This window comes from Frankia sp. ACN1ag, assembly GCF_001414035.1.
GTDB classification, from domain to species: domain Bacteria; phylum Actinomycetota; class Actinomycetes; order Frankiales; family Frankiaceae; genus Frankia; species Frankia torreyi.
The window spans coordinates 165,067-189,937 of record NZ_LJPA01000010.1 but is presented as its reverse complement, the minus strand read 5'-3'; the positions used below and the strand labels follow the sequence as shown (position 1 = coordinate 189,937).

Below are 24,871 nucleotides of genomic sequence, written 5' to 3'. Positions count from 1 at the left end.
TCGCCCCCTGACAGGAGCGCCCCATGGATGTCGGTGACCTCATCCTCGTCAGCGTCGACGACCACGTCGTCGAGCCGCCCACCATGTTCGACGCGCACATCCCCGCCCGCTATCGCGACCGCGCGCCCCACGTCGTCGAGACCGCGGACGGCAACCAGATCTGGACCTACGAGGGGCAGATCACCCCCAACATCGGCCTCAACGCGGTCGCCGGCGTGCGCCCGGAGGACTACGGCTTGGACCCGACCCGGTTCGACCAGATGCGGCCGGGATGTCACGACATCGACGAGCGCATCCGGGACATGAACGTCAACGGAGTGCTGGCCAGCCTGAACTTCCCGACCTTCGCCCAGTTCTGCGGCCAGTTCCTGACCCGGGCCACCGCCGACCGCGAGCTCGGGCTCGCCGTCGTGCGCGCCTACAACGACTGGCACATCGACGAGTGGGCCGGCGCCCACCCCGGCCGGATCATCCCGCTGGCCGTCATGCCGCTGTGGGACGCCGAGCTCATGGCCGACGAGATCCGCCGGGTGGCCGCGAAGGGCTGCCGCGCGGTGACCTTCTCGGAGAACCCGGCGAAGCTCGGCCTGCCGAGCCTGCACAACCGCTCCTGGGACCCGTTCTGGGCGGCCTGCGCGGAGACGGGCGTCGTCGTCTGCCTGCACATCGGCTCGTCGTCGCAGGTGCCGGTGACCGCCGAGGACGCGCCGATGGAGGTCTCCATCGCGCTCAGCCCGATGAACACCCAGTCGACCCTGACCGACCTGCTGTTCTCCGGCGTGCTCCCCCGCTACCCGGACCTGCGGATCGCGCTGTCCGAGGGCGGCATCGGCTGGATCCCCTACACCCTCGAGCGCTGCGACTACGTCTACCGCCACCACCGCGCGTGGACGGGCACCGAGCTCGGCGACCGGCTGCCCAGCGAGCTGTTCCGCGACCAGATCTACAGCTGCTTCATCGACGACCCGGCCGGGCTCGTGCTGCGGGAGCGGGTCGGCCTGCACACGATCATGTGGGAGTGCGACTACCCGCACGGCGACTCGACCTGGCCGAACAGCCCCGAGGAGCTGGCCCGCTCGCTGGCCGGCATCCCCGACGACGAGGTCAACGCGATCACGCACCTCAACGCGCTGCGGGCGTTCGACTTCGACGCCTTCTCCCACCGCCCGCGCGAGCGTTCCACCGTCGCGGCGCTGCGGGCCGAGGGCGCCGACGTCGACCTGACGCTGCGGCACATCCTGCGCGAGCACCGCGGCAGCACCCCGGGAGAGCTCGCCGCGATCGCCGTGCAGGCCGCGGGCAAGGGATGAGCGGCCCGCACCAGCAGCAGACCCGGTCGTACCGGTCGCACCGAGAGGACGGCACATGAGGCTTCAGGGCAAGGTCGCGCTGGTCACCGGCGGTACCGCCGGCATCGGCGCCGGGATCGTGCGGATGTTCGTCGACGAGGGCGCATCGGTGGCGTTCACCGGCCGCAACGAGTCCACCGGCACCGCGCTGGAGAAGGAGTTACGCGACGCCGGCGGCACCGCGACGTTCGTGCGCGCCGACAACCAGATCGAGTCCGACGTCGCGGGCGCCATCGCCGCAACCGTCGACGCCTACGGCCCGGTCACCGTGCTGGTGAACAACGCGGCGGCGACGGACGTGACGATCAGCGGCGTCGACAACCACGTCGACGAGATCACCAACGAGGACTTCGACTACACCGTCCGCACCGCGCTGTACGGGACGCTGTGGGCCAGCAAGTACGCGATCCCGCACATGCGCGCGGCGGGCGGCGGCTCGATCATCAACATCTCGGCGTCGTCGAGCATCCTGTCCGTGCGCTCCCGACCCGCCTACCAGGCGTCCAAGGGCGCGATCAACTCGCTGACCCGGCAGATGTCGGTCGACTACGGCCCGGACTCCATCCGCGCCAACGCGATCATCGTCGGGTTCATCAACACCGACGGCGACACCATGCGCAAGCTGCTCGCCGACGAGGAGTACATGCACGTCATCCGCAGCATGCTGTCGCTGCCGCGGCTCGGCGAACCCGCCGACATCGCCGCGGCCGCGGTCTACCTGGCCGCCGACGAGTCGAAGTACGTCACCGGCACCCAGCTCACCGTCGACGGCGGCGCGACCAGCCACCAGCCGGTCGTCCCCCGCGTCGTCCCGAACGAGCCGGTCGCCGGCTAGTCCGCGCCCCCGCGCCCCGCGCCCCGCGGACGGTGTGCGTGGGAGCGGCGCCAGCTGTCTCCTCCACAGGGATATCTCGGACGTGCAACCCTGTGGACGAGACAGGAAGGCCCGCTCCCACGCATCCGCCGGGCGGCAGGCGGCGACTCAGCCGGGCGGCGACTCAGCCGGGCGGGACGCTCAGGCGGGCGGCGGGCTGCCGAGCACGCCGTCCTTGACCAGCCGGTCGATCTCCTCGGCGTCGTAGCCGAGCTCGCGCAGCACCTCGCGGGAGTGCTCGCCGAGCGCCGGCGCGGCCAGGCGCATCACCGGATGCGCGTCGTCGAACTGGGCCGGCGCGCCGGGCAGACGCAGCCCGGGGCGGGTCGGATGGGCCATGAGGTAGCCGTTGTCGACGACGGCCGGGTCGCCGACGACCTCCTCCGGCACCGCGTAGAACGAGAAGATGCAGTCCTGCTCCCGCAGCCGGGCGTCGAACTCGGCGCGGGTGAGCGCGCCGATCGCCGCCCGGAACCGGTCGCCCAGCTCGCCCCAGGCGGACCGGCGCGACGCGGCGTCCGGGTAGGCGTCGATCAGCTCGGGCAGGCCGACGGCGGTGCAGGCGGGCGCCCAGTAGCGGGCCTCGTCGAGCATCACGAGGTTGACGAAGCGGCCGTCGCCGGTGCGGTAGGTGTTGACCAGGGGGCTGCGCGGGCCGCCGCCGGTCATCTGCATCTGGCGGCCGGTCAGCGAGCTGTAGGCGAGGTCGGGGCCCATCGTCCAGGTCGCGCCGTTGAGCAGGGCGGTGTCGACGACGACGCCCTTGCCGGTGCGCAGGACGTGGACGAGGCCGGCGCAGACCGCGCCGGCGAGGTACATGCCCGTCGGCACGTCGCCGAGGGCTGGGCGCTGCATCGTCGGCTCCGGCGCGTCCGGCGCGGTGAGGACGTGGGCGACGCCGCCGCGGGCCCAGTAGGAGACCCCGTCGTAGCCGCCGGCCTCGGCGTCCGGGCCGGCCTGGCCCTGGCCGTGGCCCTTGGCCACGACGAGCTTCGGGTTGATCGCCAGCAGGTCCGCGGGCTCGGTGCGCAGCTTGCGCCGCACCCGGGGCAACTGGTTGGTGATGTAGACGTCCGCCCAGCGGACGAGCCGTTCGAACACGGCCCGGCCGGCCGCCGTCTCCACGTCGAGCGCGACGCCCCGCTTGTTGCGGTTGACCAGCTCGAACATGAACTCCTCGCCATCGGCCTCGGGAACGAGGCGGTTGGCGTGGATCTGGCGCATCGGATCGCCGGTGGGCCGTTCCAGCTTGACGACGTCCGCGCCGAAGTCGGCCAGCGCCGCCGCGGCGGACGGCACGAAACCGTGCTCGGAGAACTCCAGCACCTTGATACCCGTGAGCGGAAACGTCATAAGATCAACACCTGGTCTCCCTATGGTCGGCCTGCCGGCCGCACCCCATGATGATCACCAAGATCGGGATCACCTCGTCAGTCCGTCGGGGCGACCAGAACTTGACGGAATCATCAAGTTTCCCCCGCGCCAGCCCGGCACGGGGGCGGTTCGGCCGCCCACGCCCCGCGTGGCGGCGCCGCCGATGCGTTGACGCTCCCGCCAGGACGTTCCTAGAATTGTGTTCTACATCGCGGCTGCCGGCTTGACCACACCTCGTTCCCCGCCGCGATCCCCGCGGCGAGGCGCGGGCCCCGGAGCCGACCGACGTTCCCCGCTTGACCACCCGACGCCCCGGCCGCAGGCCGGCGAGCGAGCGGGCACTCACGCCCAGGAGGCACAACGCATGGATCTCGGCATCGCCGGCAAGGTCGTCTTCTTAACCGGCGGGAGCAAGGGGATGGGCCGCGAGGCCGCCCGCCTGCTCGCCGCCGAAGGCTGCAAGGTGGCGATCGTCGCCCGGACGAAGACCGCCATCGACGAGGCGGTCGAGCAGATCACGGCCGACGGCGGCACCGCGATCGGGGTCCCGGCCGACCTCACCGACCGCGCCGACGTCGACCGGGCGGTCGCCGAGGTCACCTCGACGTTCGGCCCGCCGCTGATCGTGATCGGCCAGACCGTCTTCAACATCCCGGGCGACTTCGAGGACATCACCGAGCCCGAGCACTACGTCGACTCGTTCCGCAGCTACACGATGAGCCAGGTCTACCTGCTGCACGCCGTGCTGCCCGGGATGCGCGAGGCCGGCTGGGGGCGCTTCGTCCACATCGGCTCGGCGACCGCCAAGGAGCCGGTGGGCGCGATCCACCACGCCATCGCCAACGCCACCCGCCCGTCGACGATCGGCCTGCTCAAGACCGTCTCCGACGAGTACGCCCGCTACGGCATCACCGTGAACACGGTCGCGCCGGGCTGGATCGAGACCGCCAACGCGATCGCCTACATGGACGCCAACGTCGGCGTGCACGACGAGCAGGCCCGCCGCGAATGGATGCGCACCAACGCGCGGGTGCCCGCCGCGCGCCTCGGCCGTCCGGACGAGATCGCCTCGATGATCGTCTACCTGTGCTCGGAGCAGGCCGGCTACGTCACCGGCAACTGGATCGAGGTCGACGGCGGCCATCACCGCTCGGCGTTCTGATCCGCGCCGGGATCGGATCGCCGCAGCCGGTCCGAGGCCGGCACCCCTCCCCTCGCCGGGAGCGCTCCCATCGCCGACAACGCTTCCATCGCTGACAACGCTTCCATCGCTGACAACGCTTCCATCGCTGACAACGCTTCCATCGCTGACAACGCTTCCATCCTGACGGTAGTCTTAGTAGTGTTACAGCTCATAGAGCTGCGTCACGTTCACCGACGAGGAGCAGGGAGAAATCCGGTGCGTTCCTCCGTCCTCTGTAAGCGTCAAGGAGTGTCATGCAGGTCGAAGACCTTATCCTGATCAGCGTCGACGACCACGTCGTGGAGCCGCCCACGATGTTCGACGCGCACATCCCCGCGAAGTACAAGGACCGGGCTCCGCACATCGTCAAGGGCCCCAACGGCGGCGACCTGTGGGCGTTCGAGGACGGCTTCGCCCCGAACGTCGGCCTCAACGCCGTCGCCGGCTGTCCCCCGGAGGAGTACGGGCTCGACCCGACCGAGTACGCCCAGATGCGCCCCGGCTGCTATGACGCCGACGAGCGCGTGCGGGACATGAGCGCCGGCGGCGTGCTCGCGGGCATCAACTTCCCCACCTTCCCGCACTTCTGCGGCCAGCTCTTCCTGCGCGCGAAGGACAAGGACCTCGCGCTGGCCAGCGTGCGCGCCTACAACGACTGGCACATCGACGAGTGGGCCGGCTCCCACCCGGACCGGCTGATCCCGATCACCCTGCCCGTCCTGTGGGACCCCGAGCTCGCCGCCGAGGAGATCCGCCGGGTCGCGGCGAAGGGCGCCCACGCGGTGACCTTCTCGGAGAACCCGACCAAGCTGGGCCTGCCGAGCTACCACACCGAGTACTGGGACCCGTTCCTGCGCGCCTGCGCGGACAACAACGTGGTCGTCAACATCCACATCGGCTCGTCGTCGTCGATGAACATCACCGCCCCGGACGCCCCGCCGGAGGTCATGATCGCCCTGACCCCGGTGAACAGCCTGATGGCGGTCACCGACCTGGTCTTCTCCGGGATCTTCAAGCGGATCCCGAACCTGCAGATGGCCCTGTCCGAAGGCGGCATCGGCTGGCTGCCCTACGCCCTCGAGCGCGCCGACTACGTCTACCAGCACCACCACGCGTGGACGTTCACCGACCTCGGCGGCCGGCTGCCCAGCCAGGTCTTCTACGACCACATCTGGACCTGCTTCATCGACGACCCGGTGGGCGTGAAGCTGCGCGACCAGGTCGGCATCGACAAGATCATGTGGGAGCTGGACTACCCGCACTCGGACTCCACCTGGCCGCACGGTCCCGAGAAGCTGTTCAAGGACCTCGCCGGGGTCTCGGACGCCGACATCAACAAGATCACCCACGAGAACGCGATGCGGGCGTTCTCGTTCGACCCCTTCGCCATCCGGCCGAGGGAGAAGTCCACCGTCGCCGCGCTGCGCGCCGAGGCGGCCGACGTCGACATCGAGCCCAAGAGCATGGGCCGCCGCAAGGCGGAGGCCGACTCCGGCAACGCCTCGCTGCTGGGCTCGGTGGCCGCCACGGGCGCAGGCCAGTAGTCCCACCTGCAGGTGCCCCACCATCCGCGCGGGTCGGCCCCGGCCGGCCCGCGCGTCCACCTGCAAGGCCTGCACGGTGGCGGGGGCGGAATCCGAACCGCTGACCTGACCGAGCGCCTCACGGGTGACCGCTGAAAGTGCTCTCCCCTTTCGATCCGGCCGTATGTTTCGGTGCCGGCAGGGGTGCTGCACCCGAAGGTTCGGCTTCGTCGGCCGCACCGGATCCGGCGTTCCGTGTGGCCGTCGGTCCCGCTGGACGGCAAGGGACGCACTCCGATCGGCTGAACACGGATAGCGGCCGGTTCCGGCGTAGATGAGGACCCCGCCCACCGACCGCCTCGGCCAGGGTCGGGCCGTCGACGTACTCGGTGACCAGATACGGCGGGTCGGCGGTGGTGTCGACGTCGAGGACCGCCGCCGTGCAGAATCGCGCGACGCGGCGGGCGCTGTCCGCCTCGTGCTTGAGCCGGCGGCGAAACCCGGCCAGCTGGGCGAGATCCGGGCGGATCAGCTTGCTGCGAGGACGTGCTCGGAGAGGAGCATCCGCAAACGGTCGCCACGGCCGATGATCTCGCGCAGGATCTTACCGTCCTCGGTCCTCATGACGAGGCCCAGACACTCACCTCGCTGTTCGCCGAGACACGCGGGAAGACTCGGAGACGGCCGCAGCCCAGGCTGCGGTCACGGGATCCTGCGGTCACGGGATCACAGCTGCGAGACGTAGCCGCCCGAGACCGGCGTTGTTGGCCAGGATGTCGAGGCGGCCGAAGTCGGTCCTGGCCCGATCGACCGTGTTACCGCGGGCCGGTGCGCACGACCGCGACCGGGCAGGCGGCGTGCAGGACGCACTGGTGGCTCACCGAGCCGAGGACCAGCTCGGCGAAGCCGCCCCGACCCCGGCTGCCGACGACGAGGAGCTGGGCGTCGCCGGACTCCCGCAGCAGGGCCTGGGCCGGCAGGTCGCCCGTGACGACCGCGTCGACGTTCGCCCTCTCCCCCACGCCGTCGGCCACCGCCGCGTCGAGGGTGCGCTGCGCCTGTCCCACCAGCGACTGCTGCCAGGAGGCGATCAGGGCCGGGCCCACGACGTTGCCGCTGCCCCAGGCGTGCACCACCCGCAGCTGGACGCCGCGCGCCTCGGCCTCGACCGCGGCCCAGGTCAGGGCGGCGAGCGAGGACGGCGAGCCGTCGACCCCGACGACCACCGGCCGGCTGTCGCGCTCCTCGACCGCGGGGACGGATCCGCGTGTCACCACGACCGGCACCGGCGCGTGGTGCACGACGCCCTGACTGATCGAGCCGGCCAGCATCCGGTGCACCGGCCCGTGCCCCCGCGCCCCCACCACGATCATCTCGGCCGTGCCCGCGTTCTTGATCAGTGCTTCGACCGGGTCGGCCTCGACGACCAGCTGACCTACCGCGCCCCGCCCGTCCTGGCCGACCCGCCCGTCCTGGCCGACCACGTCCACGACGGCCCGGTCGAGGACCGCCGCCGCGGCCCGGGCCAGCGCGTCGTGGTCGGCGTGGGGGGCGGCGCGGTACACGCCGCGCGGACCCTCCGCCGTCCAGCCGAACACGGCCGTGACCGGTCCGGGCCGCAGCCGCGCCTCCCGCACGGCCCACCGCAATGCGCTCTCGGATCCCGCCGAACCGTCGACTCCGACAAGAATGGTTCCGGTCCTCATCTGCGCCTCCCGCATCCTCGCCCCACCGGGCAGCCGGTTGCTTCCTGCACTGACTGTCGCGATTGGCGGCCGTGCGGACGACCGACTTTCGAACAGAGATCGCGCGGCGTTGGTAGGGGATTTTCGGGACGTTCGTCACAGGCCCGCGGCGCCGACGGCGGCGAGCTCGTCGATCGCCCTCGTCCGTCGCCCTCGTCCGTCGACCTCGTCAGTCGACCTCGTCCATCCGGTGGACGTCCAGGGCGACCATCAGGTCGATCCAGGAGGCATAACGCTCGACCGCATGCCCGTCACGGGTCACCCGAAGGACCCGGGACGGGCGGTCGGGAACGGTCCGGACGACCGCTTCCTCGATCAGATACCTCTGTGGGGTCATCCACTTCACGGGCACAGCCCCTCGTCCGCCCGTGTTCGGGATCAGCGATCCCGGCCGAACACCCTGGCCGGGTCCTCGATGAGGTTGCCCTTCCGGTCGTAGACGGCGACCCCCAACGATCTCAGTACCAGGGCGCTGCGGCGCAGATGGTGGGCGCACAGCAGGATGTCGACCTCATGGGCATGCGTCTCGCCCGGGGCGAGCACGATCTGCGCGACCGGCTCGGAGGGGCAGCAGCAGGACCGGCTGCCGGGCTCGATCGCCCGGTGCGGCGGGCGCGGGTCCACGACGGCCGTACCGTTCTGCGCGTCCGGGCTGGACGCCACGGCCGACCGGGACAGGTGAATGCCGGGGAGATTCATGAGATGACCATCCCGCGGCGGCCACCCGGCCACACGGGCCGATCGTCCTGCCCGGGCGGACCAACGGTCTCCCCGCCCGGAGTCGGGCATGCCGCACCGGGGTGGCGGCGCGGACGGTGCCCCATCCCCCGGGCCGCACCGGGGCCAGGCCAGAAGTCCAGAGTGGGACGTTGGCGGCTCCGCCTGACCGAGCGGGAAGAGCGCCGTATCGTCCTGCGCATGGAGACGATCCGGGTGTTCATCCTCGACGATCACGAGATCGTGCGCAACGGTCTACGACAGACCCTCGAACGCCACGACGACATCGAGGTCGTCGGCGAGGCCGGTCTCGCCGCCGAGGCGCTGCGCCGGATCCCGGCTCTCCTGCCGAACGTCGCCGTCCTCGACGGGCGGCTCCCCGACGGAAGCGGCATCGACGTGTGCCGGGACATCCGCTCCGCCCACCCCGACATCGCCTGTCTGATCCTGACGTCCTACGACGACGACGAGGCGCTGTTCTCCGCCATCATGGCGGGCGCGGCCGGTTACGTGCTCAAGGAGATCCGTGGCAACGACCTCGTGAGCGCCATCCGTTCGGTCGCAGCCGGGCAGTCGCTGCTCTCCCCGTCGGTCACCCGCCGGGTGCTCGAACGCATGCGCGAGGGGCCGAAGAAGGATCCGGCGCTGGCGTCCCTCAGCGCCCGGGAACGCGAGATCCTTCAGTACATCGCCGAAGGTCTCACCAACCGGCAGATCGGTACCCGGGTGCACCTGTCCGAGAAGACGGTCAAGAACTACGTCTCCAGCATCCTGGAGAAGCTCGACATGACCAGCCGGACACAGGCCGCGGTCTACGCGCTGAAGCTGACCGGCGAGGACTGACCGACCTGCCGGGAACCGGCCACCCTGCCGCAACCCCGCCCCGGGCCACGGCAGGAAGATCGCGCGCTCAGCCCGAGGGCGCCACGGCCAGGGCCTCGACGTGCTGGGTGAGCCCGTCGCGGGCGCGGGGGTCGGCGACGTGGGCGATGATGTCGCGGGCCTGCCCCTGCACGCTGCGCCCCCACAGCGAGGCGGTGCCGTGCTCGCTGACGAGGTAGCTGTGCTGGAAGCTGGTCGTCGGTTCACCGAGGGACGCCACGACCGTCGAGGTGTCCGACTTGGCATGCCAGCTCGGCAGCGCGATCACCGCATGGCCACCCGCCGCGTGCAGGGCACCGGCGACGAAGTCGGGCTGTCCACCGAAGCCGGACCAGACCCGCCCCCGCACGTGGGAGGCATTCACCTGCGCGTGCAGGTCCACCTGCAACGCGGTGTTGATCGACATCATCGCCGGCCGGCGGGCGATCGTGCCGGGATCGTTCACGGTCTCGGTACGCAGCAGCCGCACCCGCGGGTTGCGATCCACCCAGCCGTACAGCTCCGCCGAACCGAACAGGAAGCTGGTGACCAGATCAGCACCGGTATCGAGCGCACCGGCCCGATCGAGGGCCAGCACACCGTCGGAGAACGTCTCGGTCCACACCCGCAACCCACGGCGGCCGGTCAGCGCGGCGAGCGTGGCGTTCGGCACCCCACCGATCCCGAGCTGCAGGGTCGCACCATCGACGACCAGGGCAGCGACCCGCTCCCCGATCGCCCGCCCCACCTCGTCACCCGCTCTCACCGCCGGCTGTGACAGCGGCTGCTCCGCCTCGACGGCCAGATCGATCATCTCCAGGGACAGCTCCCCGTCCCCGAACGTGTACGGCATCGCCGGATTGAGCTGGGCGACGACCAGCCCCCCGCCGGCCCGCGCCGCCTCCACCGCCGCCGGCAGGATGTTGACCTCGGTGCCGAGCGACACCCGCCCGTTCACCGGCGGGCTGGTGTGCACCACGACGACATCCGGACGGTAGGGCCCGGCGAGCAGCCGGGGAACCAGGCTCAACCGGCACGGCACGTACTCCAACGTCGCCAGCCCCCGCATGCCGGGACCGACGAACGGCGTCACATGCGACACCCCCGCCCGCACCGGCAGGCCCGCCTGCGGATTGAGCACGAACAACCGGTAGGACTCGACGACCTCGTCCACCACCCGCAGGGCCACCCCCGGACTGGCGAAGTTCCCCGACGCCACCACCACCGGCCGCCGCCCGGCGGCCCCGTCACCGCGGCCGGCAAGATGCCCCGCGACCAGCTGGCCAAGCAGGGACGTGCTGACGATTCGCATACCCCCATCGTCCCAATCCACGGCCGCGGCGCATCAGGTACCCGGCCTTCACCGCTCGCGGCCGGCCCGAGGGCAGCCCCTACGGCGCCGGCACCTCCGCCGGCGCCGGTACCTCCGCCGGTGCCGGTGCCTCCGCCGCGGCGGCGCCGAGGCGCTCCCGCTGCTGGTACCGGACGAACGCGAAGGCATCCCGCGCCGCCTCGACGTTGTCGTGCGCCAACCGGCCGCCGAACGACTCCCGGATCGCCGTCTCGACCGAAGCGAGCGACACGACGCCGGTCAGCGCGGCAAGACCGCCCAGCAGGGCAGCGTTGGGCAGCGCGAGCCCGAGCTCACGCCGCGCGATCTCGCTCGCGGGCACCGCCACCGTTCGCTCCGGCCGGCGGCCGGCGGCCGCCGCCAGCCCGAACCGGCCGGCGGCACCGGTGGCGTCGATCAGGACGTAGCCGTCCGGGCCGAGGCCGTCGAACACCTCGTGAACGCCCAGCAACGCCGGGTCGCGAACCACGACGGCGTCCGGCGTGAGCACCGGCTCCCGGGCGGGCAGCGGCCGGTCGTCGATCCGGCAGCAGGCGACCGTCGGGGAGCCGGTCCGTTCCTGGCCGCCGACGCGGAAGGCCTGCCCGTGCCGACCGTCGGTGTACGCCGCGACGGACAGCAGCTCGGCGGCGGCCAGCACGTCCTGACCGCCGAACCCATGGATACGAACCGTGAACATGAAGGATCATCCCCTTGCCGGCGAGACGCCTCCCTGCGGCGACCCTCGTTCGGGACGATCCTCCGCAGACGGCTCCCGATCGAGGGCCGAAGGTCCGGGCCGGTGTGTCGTTCGTCCCTGTCCACCGCAGGCCGGCGGGGAGATCCTCGACACAGGGCCGCCGCGTGGCACCGCGCGGCCCCCACGGGCCCCGTGCCGCCGACGTCCAGGAGGCAGGTCGTGCGCGCCGACGAGATCATGACACCCAAGGTCTGCGTGGTGACCCCCGACACCCCACTCAAGGAGGTGGCCGTCTTCCTCGTCCACCGCGGGGTGGGCGCCGTCCCCGTCGTCGACGAGGACGGCAGGCTGCTCGGCATGATCACGGAGGCCGACCTCATCGCGGTCGAGTCCACCCCCGACCCTCGCCGCCACCTCCGCCGCGACCTGCCGATCGACGACCGGGTGCCGCTCACCGCCGGCGAGGCGATGACCAGCCCCGTCGTGGCCGCCCGCACCGACACCGATGTCGCGGACATCATCCAGACGATGCTGTCCGAGCACATCACCCGGATGCCCATCCTTGATCAGGATCAGCGCCTGGTCGGCCTGGTGAGCCGCAGCGACCTGCTCCGTCCGCTGGCCCGCCCCGACGCCGAGATCGCCGCGGACGTGCGGGACGTGCTCGCCCGGTGGGACGGCGGCCTGCGCCCGACCGTCGAGGTCACCGAGGGCGAGGTGACCCTCGTCGTCGCGGGCCTGCCCGAGCCGGAGACGGCGTTGCGGCTGGTGCGGGCGGTGCCGGGCGTGCTCGCGGCCCGGTTGAACCCCGGCGAGGACGAGCAGCCCGGGTAGGCGCCGGCCGGCGGCATCCCTGTATACAGGGATGCACTGTGACCTCCTGGCCGATCATCCCGACCCTGCGCGGCTACCGGGCCGCCTGGCTGGGTCGGGATCTCGCCGCCGGGCTGACCCTCGCCGGCGTCGCCGTACCGGAGCAGGTCGCCACCGCGGGCCTGGCGGGCGCACCTGCCTGGGCCGGCCTGTACGCCTTCGTCGCCGGATCGCTGATGTTCGCCGTGCTCGGCCGCCATCCCCAGCTCTCGGTGGGGGCCGATTCGACGATCGCGCCGCTGCTGGCCGCGGCGGCGGCGACCGTCGGCTCCCCGGGCAGTCCGCCCTACGTCCAGTCCCTCGCGATCCTCGCGGTGATGGTCGGACTGCTGGTCACCGCGGTCGGTCTGCTCCGGCTCGGCTGGGTCTCCCAGTTCCTGTCCACGCCGGTGGTCACGGGGGTGCTGGCGGGCATCGCCGTGCAGATCCTCGTCCGCCAGCTCCCCGCCTTCCTGGGCGTCCCCGGGGAGGGGACGAACACCATCGGCCGGTTACGTGCCGTCGCCGGCCGGCTCGGCCACACCAACGGCTGGGCGGTGGCCATCGCGGCGTTCGTCCTCGCTGTGATCGTCGCGGGCGAACGCCTCGACCGCCGCATACCGGGTGCGCTGCTCGGCGTGATCGGATCGACCGTGGCGGTCGCCTGGCTCGGGCTGGGCTCCCGGGGCGTCGAGACGGTCGGCCCGGTCCAGGCCGGCCTGCCGACCGTCGGCCTGCCGTCGGCGCCGTGGAGCGAGGTGCGCCACCTCCTGCCGGCGGCGCTGGTCGTCACCTTCCTGTGCGTGATCCAGACGGCGGCGACCGAGCGCGGGGCCGCCCCGGCCCCCGGGACCGCGGGCGACTTCGACCGCGACCTGGTGGCCGTGGGTGCCGGCAGCCTGCTGGCGGGTCTCGGGGGATCGTTCGCGGTGAACGCGAGCCCGCCGCGGACCGCGATCGTGGTCGCGACGGGCGGCCGCACGCAGGTCTGCGCCGTGGTCGCGGCCGGCCTCACGCTCGGCTTCGTCACCGGGGCCGCCGGCGTGCTGCGGAATCTGCCGCAGGCCGCCCTCGGCGCCATCCTCGTCTTCGTCGCGTCCCGGCTGCTGCGGATCACCGAGCTGCGCACGATCCGGCGGTTCGACCGGCTCGAGTACGCGCTGGCCGTCGTCACGACCGCGGCGGTGGCGCTGGTCGGGGTCGAACAGGGCGTCATCGTGGCGATGGTGCTGGCGCTCGCGGACCGCACCTGGCGGGCCGCCCGTCCCGCCGATGTGGTGCTGGGCCGCGAACCCGGTACCGATCACTGGATTCCGGTCGACGTCGGGCAGCCCACCGAACAGGTGCCCGGCGTGGTCGTCTACCTGCTCTACGGCCCGCTCTGGTACGGCAACGCCGACCACACGGCCGCCCGCATCCGCGACCTCGTCGACGCGGCGCGCTCACCGGTGCACGCCTTCGTGCTCGACGCCGGCGGCATCTCCGACATCGACTACACGGCCGCACAGACCCTGCGGGACCTGCTGCACAGGCTGCGCCGACGGGGCGTCACCGTCGGGATCGCCCGGTCGTCCCACCTCGTCCACCACGACCTGGTGCACGCCGGCCTGCTCGCCGCGCTCGGCCCGGACCGCCTGTTCATGACGGTCGAGGACGCGGTGGTGGCCCTGGCCGTGATGGGATGAGACATGCTCTCCGGTGACGGCGGCCAGGCCGCCCGGGTCTGGCATGCGCTCAACCCCGACGAGGCCGCCGCCGCCCTCGACGTCGATCCGGCCGAGGGGCTGGCGAGCGTGGAGGCCGCCCGCCGGCTGGCGCGGTACGGCCCGAACACGCTCGCCGAGCCCGCCGTCGAGCCGGTCTGGAGGCTGTTCCTCCGGCAGTTCGCGGACCTGCTGATCGCCATCCTGGCGGTGGCGGCGATCGTCAGCGCGGTCGTGTCGAAGTCGCTCGAGACGCCGATCGTCATCGGCGTCGTCGTGCTGGTGAACGCCACGCTGGGTTTCATCCAGGAGACCAGGGCCCGGGCCAGCCTCGCCGCGCTGCGCGGCATGCTGACCGCGACCGTGTCGGTGCGCCGCGACGGCACCGAGAAACAGATCGACCCGGCGGACCTGGTGCCCGGCGACATCGTGCTGCTGGCCGCCGGTGACCGGATCCCCGCCGACGGGCGGCTGGTGGAGGCGGCCACGCTGGCGGTCGGCGAGTCGACCCTGACCGGGGAGGCCGCACCGGTCGGCAAGGGCACCGGCGCGGCACCGCCCGACGCGGCGCTGGCCGACCGGTCCGACATGGTCTACATGAACACGGTCGTCACCCGCGGCCGCGGGCTCGCGGTCGTGACCGCGACCGGCCGGGGCACCGAGATCGGCCAGATCGCCGAGCTGCTCGAACAGACGCCGGTCCGACGCACGCCGCTGCAGCGTCAGGTCGACCAGCTCGGCCGGACCATCGCGGCGATCGCCGCCGCCGTGGTCGTCGTCGTGGTCGTGCTCGGGGTCGTCCAGGGACGCGACCTCGCGGACCTGTTCCTCACGGGGGTGTCGCTGGCGGTCGCCGCCATCCCCGAAGGGCTGCCCGCGGTCGTCGCGTTCACCCTCGCGATGGGCACGTCCCGGATGGCGAAACGCAACGCGATCGTCAAACGGCTCGCCGCGGTGGAGACGCTCGGGTCGACCTCGCAGATCTGCACGGACAAAACCGGCACCCTGACGCGCAACGAGATGACCGCCACCGCGATCTGGTCCGGTGGCCGGGAGCTGAGCGTCACCGGGCTCGGCTACGGCCCGGACGGCCGCCTCCACGACGGGGACGGTGCCCCGGCCAGCCTGCCACCCGTGGCCGTCGAGGTGCTCGCGCTGTGCTCGGACGCGACCGTCGGCGACGGGCAGCTCGTCGGCGACCCGACCGAGGGCGCGCTGGTGGCCCTCGCCGCCAAGAGCGGAGTGGACGTGGGCGCCCGGCGCCGGCGCCGACCCCGCCTCGCCGAGGTCCCGTTCGACGCGGACTACCGGCTGATGGCGACCGTGCATCCCGTCGAGGATGTCGCCGATGGAGCCGATGGAGCCGACGGAGCCGATGGAGCCGATGGAACCCAGGCGGCCGGCGGCGGGCGGCGGGCTCCCGCGGCCGACGGCGGCGCCGGCCGGTCGACCCGCCTGCTCGTCAAGGGCGCTCCGGACGCGCTGCTGGAACGGTCGACCGCCCAGCTCGACCGCACCGGCGACGTGGTCGAGCTCGACGACGCCCGCCGGAAGAGCTGGCGCGAGGCCAACGCCGTCCTGTCCGACCGGGGACTGCGGGTGATGGCGCTGGCCTACCGCGATGATCCTCCCGGCGCGGTTGCGCTGCCGCCGGGCGATCCGCTGTCCGGGGTGGCGCGGTTGGCGATGATCGGGCTCGTCGCGATCGTCGACCCGCCGCGGGAGTCGGCCGGACCGGCGCTCGCCGCCTGCCGCGAGGCCGGCATCCGGGTCCGGATGGTGACCGGCGACCATGCCGGAACCGCCGCGGCCATCGCCGGCCAGCTCGGTCTCGACGGCGACGTCGTGCTCGGCCGAGACCTGGACGGCTGGGACGACGAGGAGCTGCGCCGCCGCCTCGACGGCATCGCCGTGATCGCCCGGGTCGCGCCGCAGCACAAGATCCGCATCGTGCAGGCGTTGCAGGAACGCGGCGACATCGTCGCGATGACGGGCGACGGCGTGAACGACGCCCCGGCGCTGAGCATGGCGGACATCGGCGTCGCGATGGGCCGTTCCGGCACCGACGTCGCCAAGGACGCCGCGGCGATGGTGCTCACCGACGACGACTTCGCCACCGTCGTCGAGGCGGTGCGCTCCGGTCGCGGAATCTACGACAACATCGTGAACTTCGTGAAGTTCCAGCTCACCACGGCGATCGCCTTCGTGGTGATCTTTCTCGTCGCGGGATCCGCGGACATCATGGCCGGCGCGCCGTTCACCCCGGTGCAGATCCTCTGGGTCAACCTGATCATGGACGGCCCGCCGGCGATGTCACTCGGGGTGGACCCGCCCGCCCCCGACACGATGCGCCGCCCGCCCCGACCGGCCGGGGAACGCCTGCTGACGGGCCGCCGGCTGGCCCGCATCATCGGCCTTGCCGCCGTGATGGCGGCCGGCACCCTCATCGCGATCAGCGTGCTGCCCGGCCCGCTGCCCGCGCAGGGCGCCGAGACGACCGCGGGCACGGTTGCCTTCACCACCTTCGCCCTGTTCCAGATGTTCAACCTGCTGAACCTGCGCAGCGAAACCGCGTCGGTGTTCAACGCCCGGACCCTGGAGAACAGGGCGGTGCTGGCGGCGATCGGCGGCGTCGTCCTGCTCCAGGTCCTGGTGGTCAGCGTCCCCGCCCTGTGCGGATTCTTCGACACCGCGCCGCTGGGCTGGCGGGAATGGCTGCTGGCGGCGGGCATCGCCTCCTCGGCGCTGTGGCTGGAGGAGATCCGCAAGTTCCGCCACCGCATCGGCACTCGGGCCCGCTACGCGTCCTGAGCGGCCGGCACGGACCCCTGTTGCGCCGATTCGGCGTAGTGGTGGATCTGGGCGTCCGGGCCGGGGTAGACGTAGCTGCGCCGGCCGTCGGACCAGCGGACCAGGAACGGCGGGTCGCCGGCAGGCGTCGCGACCTCGAGGATCTCCCCGTCCCGCGGCGCGCCGCCCCTGGCGGGGTGGACCAGGATCGCGTCCCCGATCCGGGCCTGCCACCGGGTGAGCGCCCGCGTCTGCGGGAGCAGCGCGCTCAACGGCAGCGGCAGGCCGCCCTCGTGTCGCGGATGCCCGATCTCCTCGGCGGCCACGGCGGCCAGGGCCGCGGCCGGCGCGTCCGTCCCGGCGGCCAGCAGGTCGTCGAGCGTGATCACGCCGACGAGGGCATCGCCGTCGGTCACGGCCACGCGGCGGATCGCGTGCCCGACGAAGACCTGCGCGACCTCCTCCCAGGTGGCCGTGTGCGCAACGCTCACCACCCCGCAGGTCATGACGGCGTCGATCCGGCCGTCGAGCGGCACGGCACCGGCGACGACCCGCAGGGCCATGTCACGATCTGTCACAATTCCCACCGGACGCTGGCCCTCGGTCACGATCAGCGATCCGACTCCGGCCCGGTCCATGAGCTGCGCGGCCTGCTGGATCCGGCTGTCCGCGGGCACCGTCACCGGCGCCCTGTACGTGATCTCACGCCTCATGAGGTACTCCTCCTGTCACCGCGCGGCGACCTCACGGTGCAATGTCCCCCCTCGCGGATCCGGGCAACACAGACGTCGCTCCCGGCCGGCCCGGGACCTGTGACCCACCGGCGCCGGCCGAAGGTCGCGGCACCCCTGCCCTCCCGGGGGGCCGATCGGATGGTGTGCACCCCCCGACAGGACCAGCGGCGGCGGGTACAACGGCCCCTGAAACCGTCCGGCCTGCCAGGAAACATCCGTCCCGACAGGAAATGACCGACGAGTACCCGCCGTTTCGGCTCGACTCCGGCGGCGCCGAACCGGCACCCGGTCGGGATCCCGCCCCGGCCCCGACCGAGTGAACGCCGAAATCCGAAATCCCGATCGAACTTTCGAAATCCTGATCGGACGTGGCGATGTCTGACGTGAGCACCGAAACGCCAGGAAACAGCCGTCCGGCTACGGACACGATGACGTCGGATCCCCGGGAGCCCCTCGCGCTGCTGTTCCGTGACCTACGCAGCGGTCCGGACGGGCTCAGCAGCCGGGAGGCCGCCCGCCGGCTTCTCGCCGACGGGCCGAACGAACTGTCGAGGCGGCGGGGGCTCACCTGGCCGGGGGAGATCGGCCGCCAGCTCGTGCACCCGCTGGCCCTCCTGCTGTGGCTGGCCGCGTTGCTGGCCCTGCTGTCGGGCAGCACCGTGCTCGCCGCCGCGATCGTCGCCGTGGTGCTGCTGAACGCCGCGGTCGCCTTCGTCCAGGAACGGCACGCCGAGCACGCTGTGGAGGCACTCGGCGCCTACCTGCCGCCCCAGGCCACGGTGGTCCGGGACCGTGTCCAGCAGAGCATCGCCGTCCGCGAGGTCGTCTCCGGAGATCTGATCGTGATCAGCGAGGGTGATCGGATCCCGGCCGACGCCCGGCTGCTGAGCGGCTACGTCGAGGCCGACCTGTCGATGCTGACCGGCGAGTCGGTCCCGGTGCCGCGCTCGGCCGGCGAGGAGCCGGACACCGGCCCGTTGCTCTCCGCGCGCGACCTGGTCTTCAGCGGCACCACCTGCACCGCCGGCTCCGCGCGCGCGATCGTGGTGGCGACCGGCATGCGCACCGAGATCGGCCGGGTCGCGGCCCTGACCGAACAGGTCTCCCGGGACGACAGCCCGCTGGAACGGCAGGTCCGTCGGGTCGCCTGGCTGATCGCCGCGGTCGCGGTGGGAGTGGGGCTGGCCTTCCTGCCGCTCGGCGTCCTGGCCGGGCTCCCCGTGAACGAGGCCCTCGTCTTCGCCATCGGCCTGCTCGTCGCGAACGTACCCGAGGGTCTGCTGCCCACCATCACCCTCGCGCTCGCGGTCGGCGTGCGGGTCCTCGCCCGCGGGGGCGCGGTCGTGCGCCGGCTCAGCGCGGTGGAGACCCTCGGCTCCACCACGGTGATCTGCACCGACAAGACCGGGACGCTCACCGAGAACCGGATGCGGCCGGTCCGGCTGTGGACGGCCGCGGGCGACCAGCCCGTCAGCGTGCCCGCGCCCGTGACCGCGCCCGTGACCGCATCCGCGTCCCTACCGGAGCCCCCGTCCATGCCGGCGCCCCCGTCCATACCGGTGTCGGTGCCCGAGTCGGTGTCCGGCCCGCTCGGGAAGGCCCTGGCCGCCTGTTCCAACGCCGATCTGGGCGATCCCGACCGCGGCCGCGGCGCCCACGGCGATCCGACCGAGATCGGGCTGCTGCACGCCGCCCGGTGGCTCGGCGCCGACACGGACCCGGCCGCGCGGTCCGCCCGGCGGCGGGCGGAAGCGCCCTTCGACTCCCGCGCGCGCCGGATGTCGACCGTCGACGAGGTCGAGCCCGGGCGCCTCGTCGCGTCCGTCAAAGGCGCCCCGGAAGCGGTTCTCGCGCGCTGCGTGAGCCTGTTGACGCCCGCGGGATCCCGCCCGCTGACCGACGCCGACCGCGACGGGTTCACCCGACGGCTCGCCGACTTCGCCGCCGACGGGCTGCGGGTCCTCGCCGTGGCCGACCGCGAGCTGCCGGACGGGGATCCGGCGCTCGGCGGCGGGCAGGCCGGTGGGATTGACCGGGACGCCCTCGAGACGAATCTGCGGTTGCTGGGCATCGTCGGGCTGGCCGATCCGCCTCGTTCGGGCGTGGCCGAGGCCGTCGCGGCCTGCCACCGCGCCGGGATCAGGATCAACGTCGTCAGTGGCGACCATGCCCTGACCACGGCGGCCGTCGCCCGCCAGGTCGGCATCGGCGGGCCGGGCACGGCGGGCCTGCAGGTGGTCACCACGGAGGACCTCGGCGATCCGACAGAGGCCGACCTCGACGCCTTCCTGCACGACGACCGCGAGATCGTCTTCGCCCGCAGCTCACCGGAGACGAAACTGCGGGTCACGGATGCCCTGCACGCCCGCGGCGAGGTCGTCGCGATGACCGGCGACGGTGTGAACGACGCCCCCGCCCTGCGCCGCGCCGACATCGGCGTCGCGATGGGACGCTCCGGCACGGACGTGGCCCGCGAGGCGTCCACGATGGTGCTCACCGACGACAACTTCGCCACGATCGTCCGCGCCGTCGAGGCCGGCCGCCAGGTTTACGACAACGTCCGGAAGTTCATCGTCTACATCTTCGCCCACGCCGTTGCGGAGCTCGTCCCGTTCCTGGTCTTCGCGCTGTCCGGCGGCACGGTGCCCCTGCCGCTCACCGTTCTGCAGATCCTCATGATCGATCTGGGCACCGAGACGCTGCCGGCGCTGGCGCTGGGCCGGGAGCCGGCCGAGCCGGGCCTGATGGAGCGCCCGCCGAGGCCGCGCAACGAGGGAGTGATCCGGCCGGTGATGCTGCTACGCGCCTGGGCCGTTCTCGGCCTCGTCTCCGCCGCCGCCGTCATGGCCGTCTACTTCGCCGTGCTCTGGCGCATCGGCTGGCACCCGGGCGACTCCGTCGACAAGGGCACCCCCCTGCACGAGGGCTATCTGCGCGCCACCACCATGACCTTCCTCGCGATCGTGGCCTGCCAGATCGGCACGGCCACCGCCGCCCGCACCGAGCACGCCTCCCTGCGCGCCGTCGGGCTGCTCACCAACCGGCTGCTCCTCGCCGGCATCGCCTTCGAGATCGCCTTCGCGGCCGTGGTGGTCTACGTCCCGCCCCTGCAGCACGTTCTCGGCACCGCCTCGGTCCCGCCCTCCGATCTCCTCCTGCTGCTCCCGCTGCCGGTCCTGGTCTGGGGCGCCGACGAACTCTGGCGGGCGTCGCGGCGCCGGGCGGCGACGGCTTCCGGCGAACCGATCCCGCCGACCGGGCCCTGAGCTGACCGCCCACGCACCCGATCAGCAGGCCAAGATGGTGACCTGCCAGCCTGATCCGGCCTGGTAGTGAGCCCGGAACAAGGCCGTGCCGATGGTGCCGTCCACGGGTGGCTGGCCGGCGGTCATCACCCGGGTCCGCCAGACAATCGGCGTGAGGTCGGTGAAGACCTGGCCGCCGCAGCTACCGCAGCCGGCGTTGGACCCGTCGATGTACGCCGTGCGGAGCAGGACCTCCGCGACCGCACGGGAGTCGGCCGGGGCGATCACGACGGCCGGCGATGCGGCAGCCTGCGCCCGCAGCGCGGCGAGGTCGCCGGAGAAGCGGGCGGCGGGCGCGGCACCGTAGCCGAGGCAGCGTAGCTGGTCCGCGCGGTCGGATTCGTGGCGCACCATGCTGATCGACGCGGCCCTGGCGGCCAGGTCGCTGTAGACGAGCAGCACGGAGCGGAGCAACTGCGGCGGCAACCCGGCGGGAATCGCCCTGGCCGCCGCGTCGGGCGGCCAGGCGGCGCGTATGGCGGCGAGCGTCTCCGGCCGGAAGCGGATCGTCCCCGACGTGCCGACGTCACCGTTGATCAATGCCGCGGTCGCCCGTAGCCGCTGATCGCTCCGCGCCGCCTCGGCGAGGAACGCCGCGAGGCCGTCGGCCGCCGAGGACGGACGCCGCGTGCTCGACGGCGTCGGCGAGATCGCCGACGGGGGCGCCGCAGAGGCAGGTGCCGCCGACGTCGGTGTCGCCGAGGGACGCGGCCTTCCGGTCGACGAGGCCGACGGCGGGCAGGTGGTGGTAGCGGCCGGCACCGGAACAGCGGTGTCGCGGGAGTCGCCGCAGGCGGCCATCGGCACCGCGAGCAGGATCGCGGCCACCGCGGCCGCTGCCGACCGGGATAAAGTGGCAACCATTGTTCCACGCCCTTTTTCGTTCCGGTTCGCACCTGACGTCGATCCGTAACGATTCCTTTTTCGGGGCGGTTCATCATGGGCATTCCGGTGCGCCCCGGCCTGACCTATTTTCTGGTCTCCCGAGACGTTCGGAATCGTGGCCGCCCNTAGGCGGGCCGTCGTGCCACGGCGGCGCCACCCGAGCAGGACCACACGTAGCGGCAGGTGCCGAAGGGCTCGACACCGAGAGGCTCAGCATCGAGGGCCGGTGACACGGTGGCCGGCGCGCGCGGCGCGACAGTCGGCTGCGGCATCGCCGGTGACGGTCACCCGCGGACGCAGCCGCCGCGGGGCGGGATCGACCGGGGCTGCCGCGCGAGGACCGCGATCGTGCGATCATCCCGGACGGCCCCGCAGGCGTGCTCGGCGACCTGCGTAAACAGGCGGTGCAGCAACCCGTCGGGCGAGTCCGTCCCGGCGCACGCGGCGGTCAGGGGAAGCACGCCGAACTGATCGCCATGCTCGTCCCGGGCCTCGCTGATGCCGTCGGTGTACAGCAGCAGGCAGTCCCCGACCGCCACGGTCAACGAACGCGTCAACCAGATCTCGGTCCCGGCGAACAGATCGGAGAGGATCGGCCCGGTCGGGCCAAGCGAACATGGTTCACCGCCACCGCCACCGCCGGCGGCCGGATGCGCGGGGAGATACAGGACCGGCGGATGCCCCGCGTTGACGTAGTCCACGCGGCCCGACCGGGCATCGGCCACCGCGAGGAAGGCGGTGGCGAACATCTCCCCGAGATCACCGGCCGCGGCGACGTCGGCCATCGCCCGGCTGACCACGATATCGGGCATCACACCAGCGCACAGATGCCGGCGCATCGCCTCCCGCAGGCGTCGGGCGAACCGCGCGGCCCGCTCATCATGTCCGGCGGCGTCGCCGACGCACAGCGCGAGCCGCCCATCGCCGAGGTCCAGCACGTCCACCCAGTCCCCGCCGCAGCCGGGGATCACGGCCAGCGAATGCCAGTAGGCCCCCATCCGGGGGGACTGACGACCCACGCGGCCGGACGCCCGGGCCACGGGATCGGCCTCGTTCCGAGCTGCGGCAACCAGACAGTGGCGCATGGACGTCTCCAGACTCGTTCCGCAGGGGGACGTGCTGCTGTGACCAGCCTCTCAACGACACAGGGCCGTAACCAGGGACTTTTGGAGTGCCGACGCAGGCCGGGTCGCCCGGTCCGCAGTGCCGCTACGGCTAGCCTCGGCCTGACACCGCGGACGAGTTCTCGGTCAGGTTCCCCAGCCGGTCGTCGGTGTCGGCGCCCAAGGCCCGCGACGCCGCCGCGCTGCGGCGCAGACGGTGGGCGCACAGCAGAGTCTCGGGCCTACGCACCCCGGTGTCCCCGTCCCCCGGTCGGGACCGAGCCCCGAGGCCCGCCCGGGTCACCGCGGACGACCGGGTCACCCTGCCGCGGGGAGTAGCGGATGGTCGGCGTGAAGCCGAGGGCCGGGCGGACATCCTCGGTGATCCGGTCGATCTTGCTGTGCAGGCGGCGCTGTTCCTTCGGGCGGGCCGTCGGGAGACCCGACCGGGCCGAAGGTCCCGAACCGGCGGACGGAAGGTCCCGAGCCCGCCCAACGCAGGGCAGATGTCGCGCGGGCCGGCAGGGACGCATACTCGCCACTGCCGGTGGTCACTCCGGCAAGGAGGTGGCAGCCATGGGTGCCGCGCTCGTCCCGGCCCGCCCCGCGTCGCGACCCGTCCAGGAACGCCCGGAGCTCGACCCGAAGATCATCCTCGCCCCCGGGGTGGCCAACCCCCAGCGCACCCGGCAACTCCCGACCCGACCGGTCGGCCACGCGCCCTGGGCTCACATCGAGCCGCTCGACCTGACCCGGATCGTGGTTGTCGGGGAGATCGTCGCCGCAGCGGTGGCCGTCTCGCGGCAGTTCGCCCGTCGCGCTCCGGGGCCCAGAGCGATCGTCCGGATGGGCCCCGGTGGCTGGGTCAGCATGAAGGGGGGCGGTGTGCGGCTACACGGCCGCCGGCGACGGCCGCCCCGCGAGCAGCGGCGGCCGTGGTGGGCCCTCCTCCTACGCGCACACCGGGTCAGCTGAGCTCCCCGGTTCCCGCCGGACGTGCTGGTCGCGGGTCAGTGCCACGCGACCAGCGGTAGCGGCCAGGCCGCCGATCCCGGCCCGGATGGCTCGATGGAGAGTGCGGCGGCGACGACTCCGAGGGGCATCAGGATGATGCCGACCGTGTTCCCATCGATGTTCTCGGAATCGGAATGGACGGCAAAGGTCAGAACTGCTCCCAGCCCGATGGGCGCACTCCGGTCGGGAACCGCGCCGGCCTTCCCGGCGATCCGCTGACAAAGCCCGCCGACAGCCACCTCCACCAGGGCGGTTGGTCACCTCGGACCATGCCTGAAGGCACCTGAAGGGATGCGGCGGCGGCGACATCATGGAGGAGTGGGACCGACACGAGGAGGATGGTTTCCATGACGGGTATCGCCCACCGCGACCGGCGTTCGGCAACATTTTCCGGGCTCGGCTGGCCATGGTCCGAGGAGAGCAGAGTACTGGCGCAGCGGCTTGTCGGGCTGCGTGACGACATGATTCGCGTGGAGGAGACGGACGAGGCCGGAATGCACGTCGTCCGGGCGGAGATGCCCGGTATCGACCCGGCCCGCGACGTTGAGATCACCGTCGCCGAAGGTGTCCTGTCGGTACGGGCCGAGCGGCGTGACGAGAAGGCTGAGAAGACGGACCACGGCTACCGGTCCGAATTCCGGTACGGATCGTTCTCCCGGAGCCTGCCGCTGCCGGCGGGCGCGAAGGACGACCAGGTCGCCGCGACCTACAAGGACGGCATTCTCGAGATCAGGGTGCCGGTCGACGACCGGCAGGCCACGGCCACGACCCGCAGGATCGAGGTGCAGCGCGGCTGACCCGCGCCAGCCGGGCGGTACGCCGCGGGCCC

General features: G+C 72.5%; 22 protein-coding genes and 1 pseudogene. 12 read left to right on the top strand and 11 right to left on the bottom strand.

Going from position 1 to position 24,871, the window contains the following annotated elements; all coding sequences use genetic code 11:
* Window positions 1-23: 23 nt before the first annotated feature.
* Together UK82_RS11485 and UK82_RS11480 are read left to right on the top strand one after the other, a co-directional pair.
* On the top strand, window positions 24-1,310 hold the full coding sequence (locus UK82_RS11485; RefSeq protein WP_044885798.1) for an amidohydrolase family protein: 1,287 nt from the start codon (window positions 24-26) through the stop codon (window positions 1,308-1,310).
* A gap of 55 nt (window positions 1,311-1,365) precedes the next feature.
* Entirely contained in the window at window positions 1,366-2,184 is an 819-nt protein-coding gene (locus tag UK82_RS11480; RefSeq protein ID WP_044885797.1) for an SDR family NAD(P)-dependent oxidoreductase, read from the top strand.
* A 180-nt stretch (window positions 2,185-2,364) separates the two neighbouring features.
* Here UK82_RS11480 and UK82_RS11475 read toward each other — a convergent pair whose 3' ends face one another.
* Window positions 2,365-3,576, bottom strand: a complete 1,212-nt coding sequence (locus UK82_RS11475) for a CaiB/BaiF CoA-transferase family protein (RefSeq protein ID WP_044885796.1) — start codon at window positions 3,574-3,576, stop codon at window positions 2,365-2,367.
* 385 nt (window positions 3,577-3,961) lie between these two features.
* Here UK82_RS11475 and UK82_RS11470 point away from each other — a divergent pair, with 385 nt between their 5' ends.
* Together UK82_RS11470 and UK82_RS11465 are read left to right on the top strand one after the other, a co-directional pair.
* The gene (locus tag UK82_RS11470; RefSeq protein ID WP_044885795.1) at window positions 3,962-4,759 is read left to right on the top strand and encodes an SDR family oxidoreductase; all 798 of its coding nucleotides are present in this window, start codon (window positions 3,962-3,964) and stop codon (window positions 4,757-4,759) included.
* A gap of 275 nt (window positions 4,760-5,034) precedes the next feature.
* The gene (locus UK82_RS11465; RefSeq protein WP_044885794.1) at window positions 5,035-6,324 is read left to right on the top strand and encodes an amidohydrolase family protein; all 1,290 of its coding nucleotides are present in this window, start codon (window positions 5,035-5,037) and stop codon (window positions 6,322-6,324) included.
* Window positions 6,325-6,640: 316 nt separating this feature from the next.
* On the opposite strand, the pseudogene UK82_RS37330 reads toward UK82_RS11465, so the two are convergent.
* From UK82_RS37330 to UK82_RS11450, 4 genes and pseudogenes are all read right to left on the bottom strand, one after another.
* A pseudogene (locus tag UK82_RS37330) lies at window positions 6,641-6,838 on the bottom strand (serine/threonine protein kinase); the annotation flags it as partial.
* Between the two features lie 280 nt (window positions 6,839-7,118).
* Window positions 7,119-8,009: a universal stress protein gene (locus tag UK82_RS11460; protein ID WP_095212215.1), complete on the bottom strand. Its 891-nt coding sequence runs from the start codon at window positions 8,007-8,009 to the stop codon at window positions 7,119-7,121.
* Between the two features lie 208 nt (window positions 8,010-8,217).
* Entirely contained in the window at window positions 8,218-8,385 is a 168-nt protein-coding gene (locus UK82_RS33620; protein WP_161849106.1) for a hypothetical protein, read from the bottom strand.
* A 41-nt stretch (window positions 8,386-8,426) separates the two neighbouring features.
* Complete coding sequence (locus UK82_RS11450; protein ID WP_236705795.1) at window positions 8,427-8,747, bottom strand: hypothetical protein; 321 nt, start codon at window positions 8,745-8,747, stop codon at window positions 8,427-8,429.
* Between the two features lie 219 nt (window positions 8,748-8,966).
* Here UK82_RS11450 and UK82_RS11445 point away from each other — a divergent pair, with 219 nt between their 5' ends.
* On the top strand, window positions 8,967-9,608 hold the full coding sequence (locus tag UK82_RS11445) for a response regulator transcription factor (RefSeq protein ID WP_044885791.1): 642 nt from the start codon (window positions 8,967-8,969) through the stop codon (window positions 9,606-9,608).
* 67 nt (window positions 9,609-9,675) lie between these two features.
* Here the strand turns inward: UK82_RS11445 and UK82_RS11440 are convergent, their stop codons facing one another.
* Together UK82_RS11440 and UK82_RS32680 are read right to left on the bottom strand one after the other, a co-directional pair.
* Window positions 9,676-10,938 carry an acetyl-CoA hydrolase/transferase family protein gene (locus tag UK82_RS11440; RefSeq protein ID WP_044885790.1) on the bottom strand — a complete coding sequence of 421 codons (1,263 nt, stop codon included), beginning with the start codon at window positions 10,936-10,938 and terminating at the stop codon, window positions 9,676-9,678.
* 79 nt (window positions 10,939-11,017) lie between these two features.
* Complete coding sequence (locus tag UK82_RS32680) at window positions 11,018-11,656, bottom strand: 2-oxoacid:acceptor oxidoreductase family protein (protein WP_055407072.1); 639 nt, start codon at window positions 11,654-11,656, stop codon at window positions 11,018-11,020.
* A 219-nt stretch (window positions 11,657-11,875) separates the two neighbouring features.
* Here UK82_RS32680 and UK82_RS32675 point away from each other — a divergent pair, with 219 nt between their 5' ends.
* The 3 genes from UK82_RS32675 to UK82_RS11420 are packed head-to-tail and all read left to right on the top strand — an operon-like array spanning window position 11,876 to window position 17,022.
* The gene (locus UK82_RS32675) at window positions 11,876-12,490 is read left to right on the top strand and encodes a CBS domain-containing protein (protein WP_044885789.1); all 615 of its coding nucleotides are present in this window, start codon (window positions 11,876-11,878) and stop codon (window positions 12,488-12,490) included.
* Between the two features lie 38 nt (window positions 12,491-12,528).
* Window positions 12,529-14,193 carry a SulP family inorganic anion transporter gene (locus UK82_RS11425; RefSeq protein WP_161849105.1) on the top strand — a complete coding sequence of 555 codons (1,665 nt, stop codon included), beginning with the start codon at window positions 12,529-12,531 and terminating at the stop codon, window positions 14,191-14,193.
* 3 nt (window positions 14,194-14,196) lie between these two features.
* Window positions 14,197-17,022, top strand: a complete 2,826-nt coding sequence (locus tag UK82_RS11420; protein ID WP_055407071.1) for an HAD-IC family P-type ATPase — start codon at window positions 14,197-14,199, stop codon at window positions 17,020-17,022.
* Here the strand turns inward: UK82_RS11420 and UK82_RS11415 are convergent.
* A complete protein-coding gene (locus UK82_RS11415) occupies window positions 17,010-17,714 on the bottom strand; it encodes a CBS domain-containing protein (RefSeq protein ID WP_063897466.1) in 705 nt (234 codons plus the stop codon). The genes UK82_RS11420 and UK82_RS11415 overlap by 13 nt on opposite strands.
* A 449-nt stretch (window positions 17,715-18,163) precedes the next feature.
* Between UK82_RS11415 and UK82_RS11410 the strand changes: the two genes are divergently transcribed.
* Window positions 18,164-21,001, top strand: a complete 2,838-nt coding sequence (locus UK82_RS11410) for a cation-transporting P-type ATPase (protein ID WP_044885786.1) — start codon at window positions 18,164-18,166, stop codon at window positions 20,999-21,001.
* Window positions 21,002-21,022: 21 nt separating this feature from the next.
* On the opposite strand, the gene UK82_RS11405 is transcribed toward UK82_RS11410, so the two are convergent.
* Window positions 21,023-21,580, bottom strand: coding sequence for a hypothetical protein (locus UK82_RS11405; RefSeq protein WP_044885785.1), 558 nt, complete (start codon window positions 21,578-21,580; stop codon window positions 21,023-21,025).
* An 88-nt stretch (window positions 21,581-21,668) separates the two neighbouring features.
* Here UK82_RS11405 and UK82_RS11400 point away from each other — a divergent pair, with 88 nt between their 5' ends.
* Complete coding sequence (locus tag UK82_RS11400) at window positions 21,669-21,953, top strand: hypothetical protein (protein WP_044885784.1); 285 nt, start codon at window positions 21,669-21,671, stop codon at window positions 21,951-21,953.
* Window positions 21,954-22,209: 256 nt separating this feature from the next.
* Here UK82_RS11400 and UK82_RS11395 read toward each other — a convergent pair whose 3' ends face one another.
* A complete protein-coding gene (locus UK82_RS11395; protein WP_236705794.1) occupies window positions 22,210-22,965 on the bottom strand; it encodes a PP2C family protein-serine/threonine phosphatase in 756 nt (251 codons plus the stop codon).
* 639 nt (window positions 22,966-23,604) lie between these two features.
* On the opposite strand from UK82_RS11395, the gene UK82_RS11385 reads away from it, so the two are divergent.
* On the top strand, window positions 23,605-24,003 hold the full coding sequence (locus tag UK82_RS11385; RefSeq protein ID WP_052681148.1) for a hypothetical protein: 399 nt from the start codon (window positions 23,605-23,607) through the stop codon (window positions 24,001-24,003).
* Between the two features lie 35 nt (window positions 24,004-24,038).
* On the opposite strand, the gene UK82_RS11380 is transcribed toward UK82_RS11385, so the two are convergent.
* Window positions 24,039-24,287 (bottom strand): hypothetical protein, encoded by a 249-nt coding sequence (locus UK82_RS11380; RefSeq protein WP_044885782.1) that lies wholly within the window; start codon window positions 24,285-24,287, stop codon window positions 24,039-24,041.
* Between the two features lie 102 nt (window positions 24,288-24,389).
* On the opposite strand from UK82_RS11380, the gene UK82_RS11375 reads away from it, so the two are divergent.
* Window positions 24,390-24,839, top strand: a complete 450-nt coding sequence (locus tag UK82_RS11375; RefSeq protein ID WP_199865405.1) for an Hsp20/alpha crystallin family protein — start codon at window positions 24,390-24,392, stop codon at window positions 24,837-24,839.
* The last annotated feature ends 32 nt before the right edge of the window (window positions 24,840-24,871 follow it).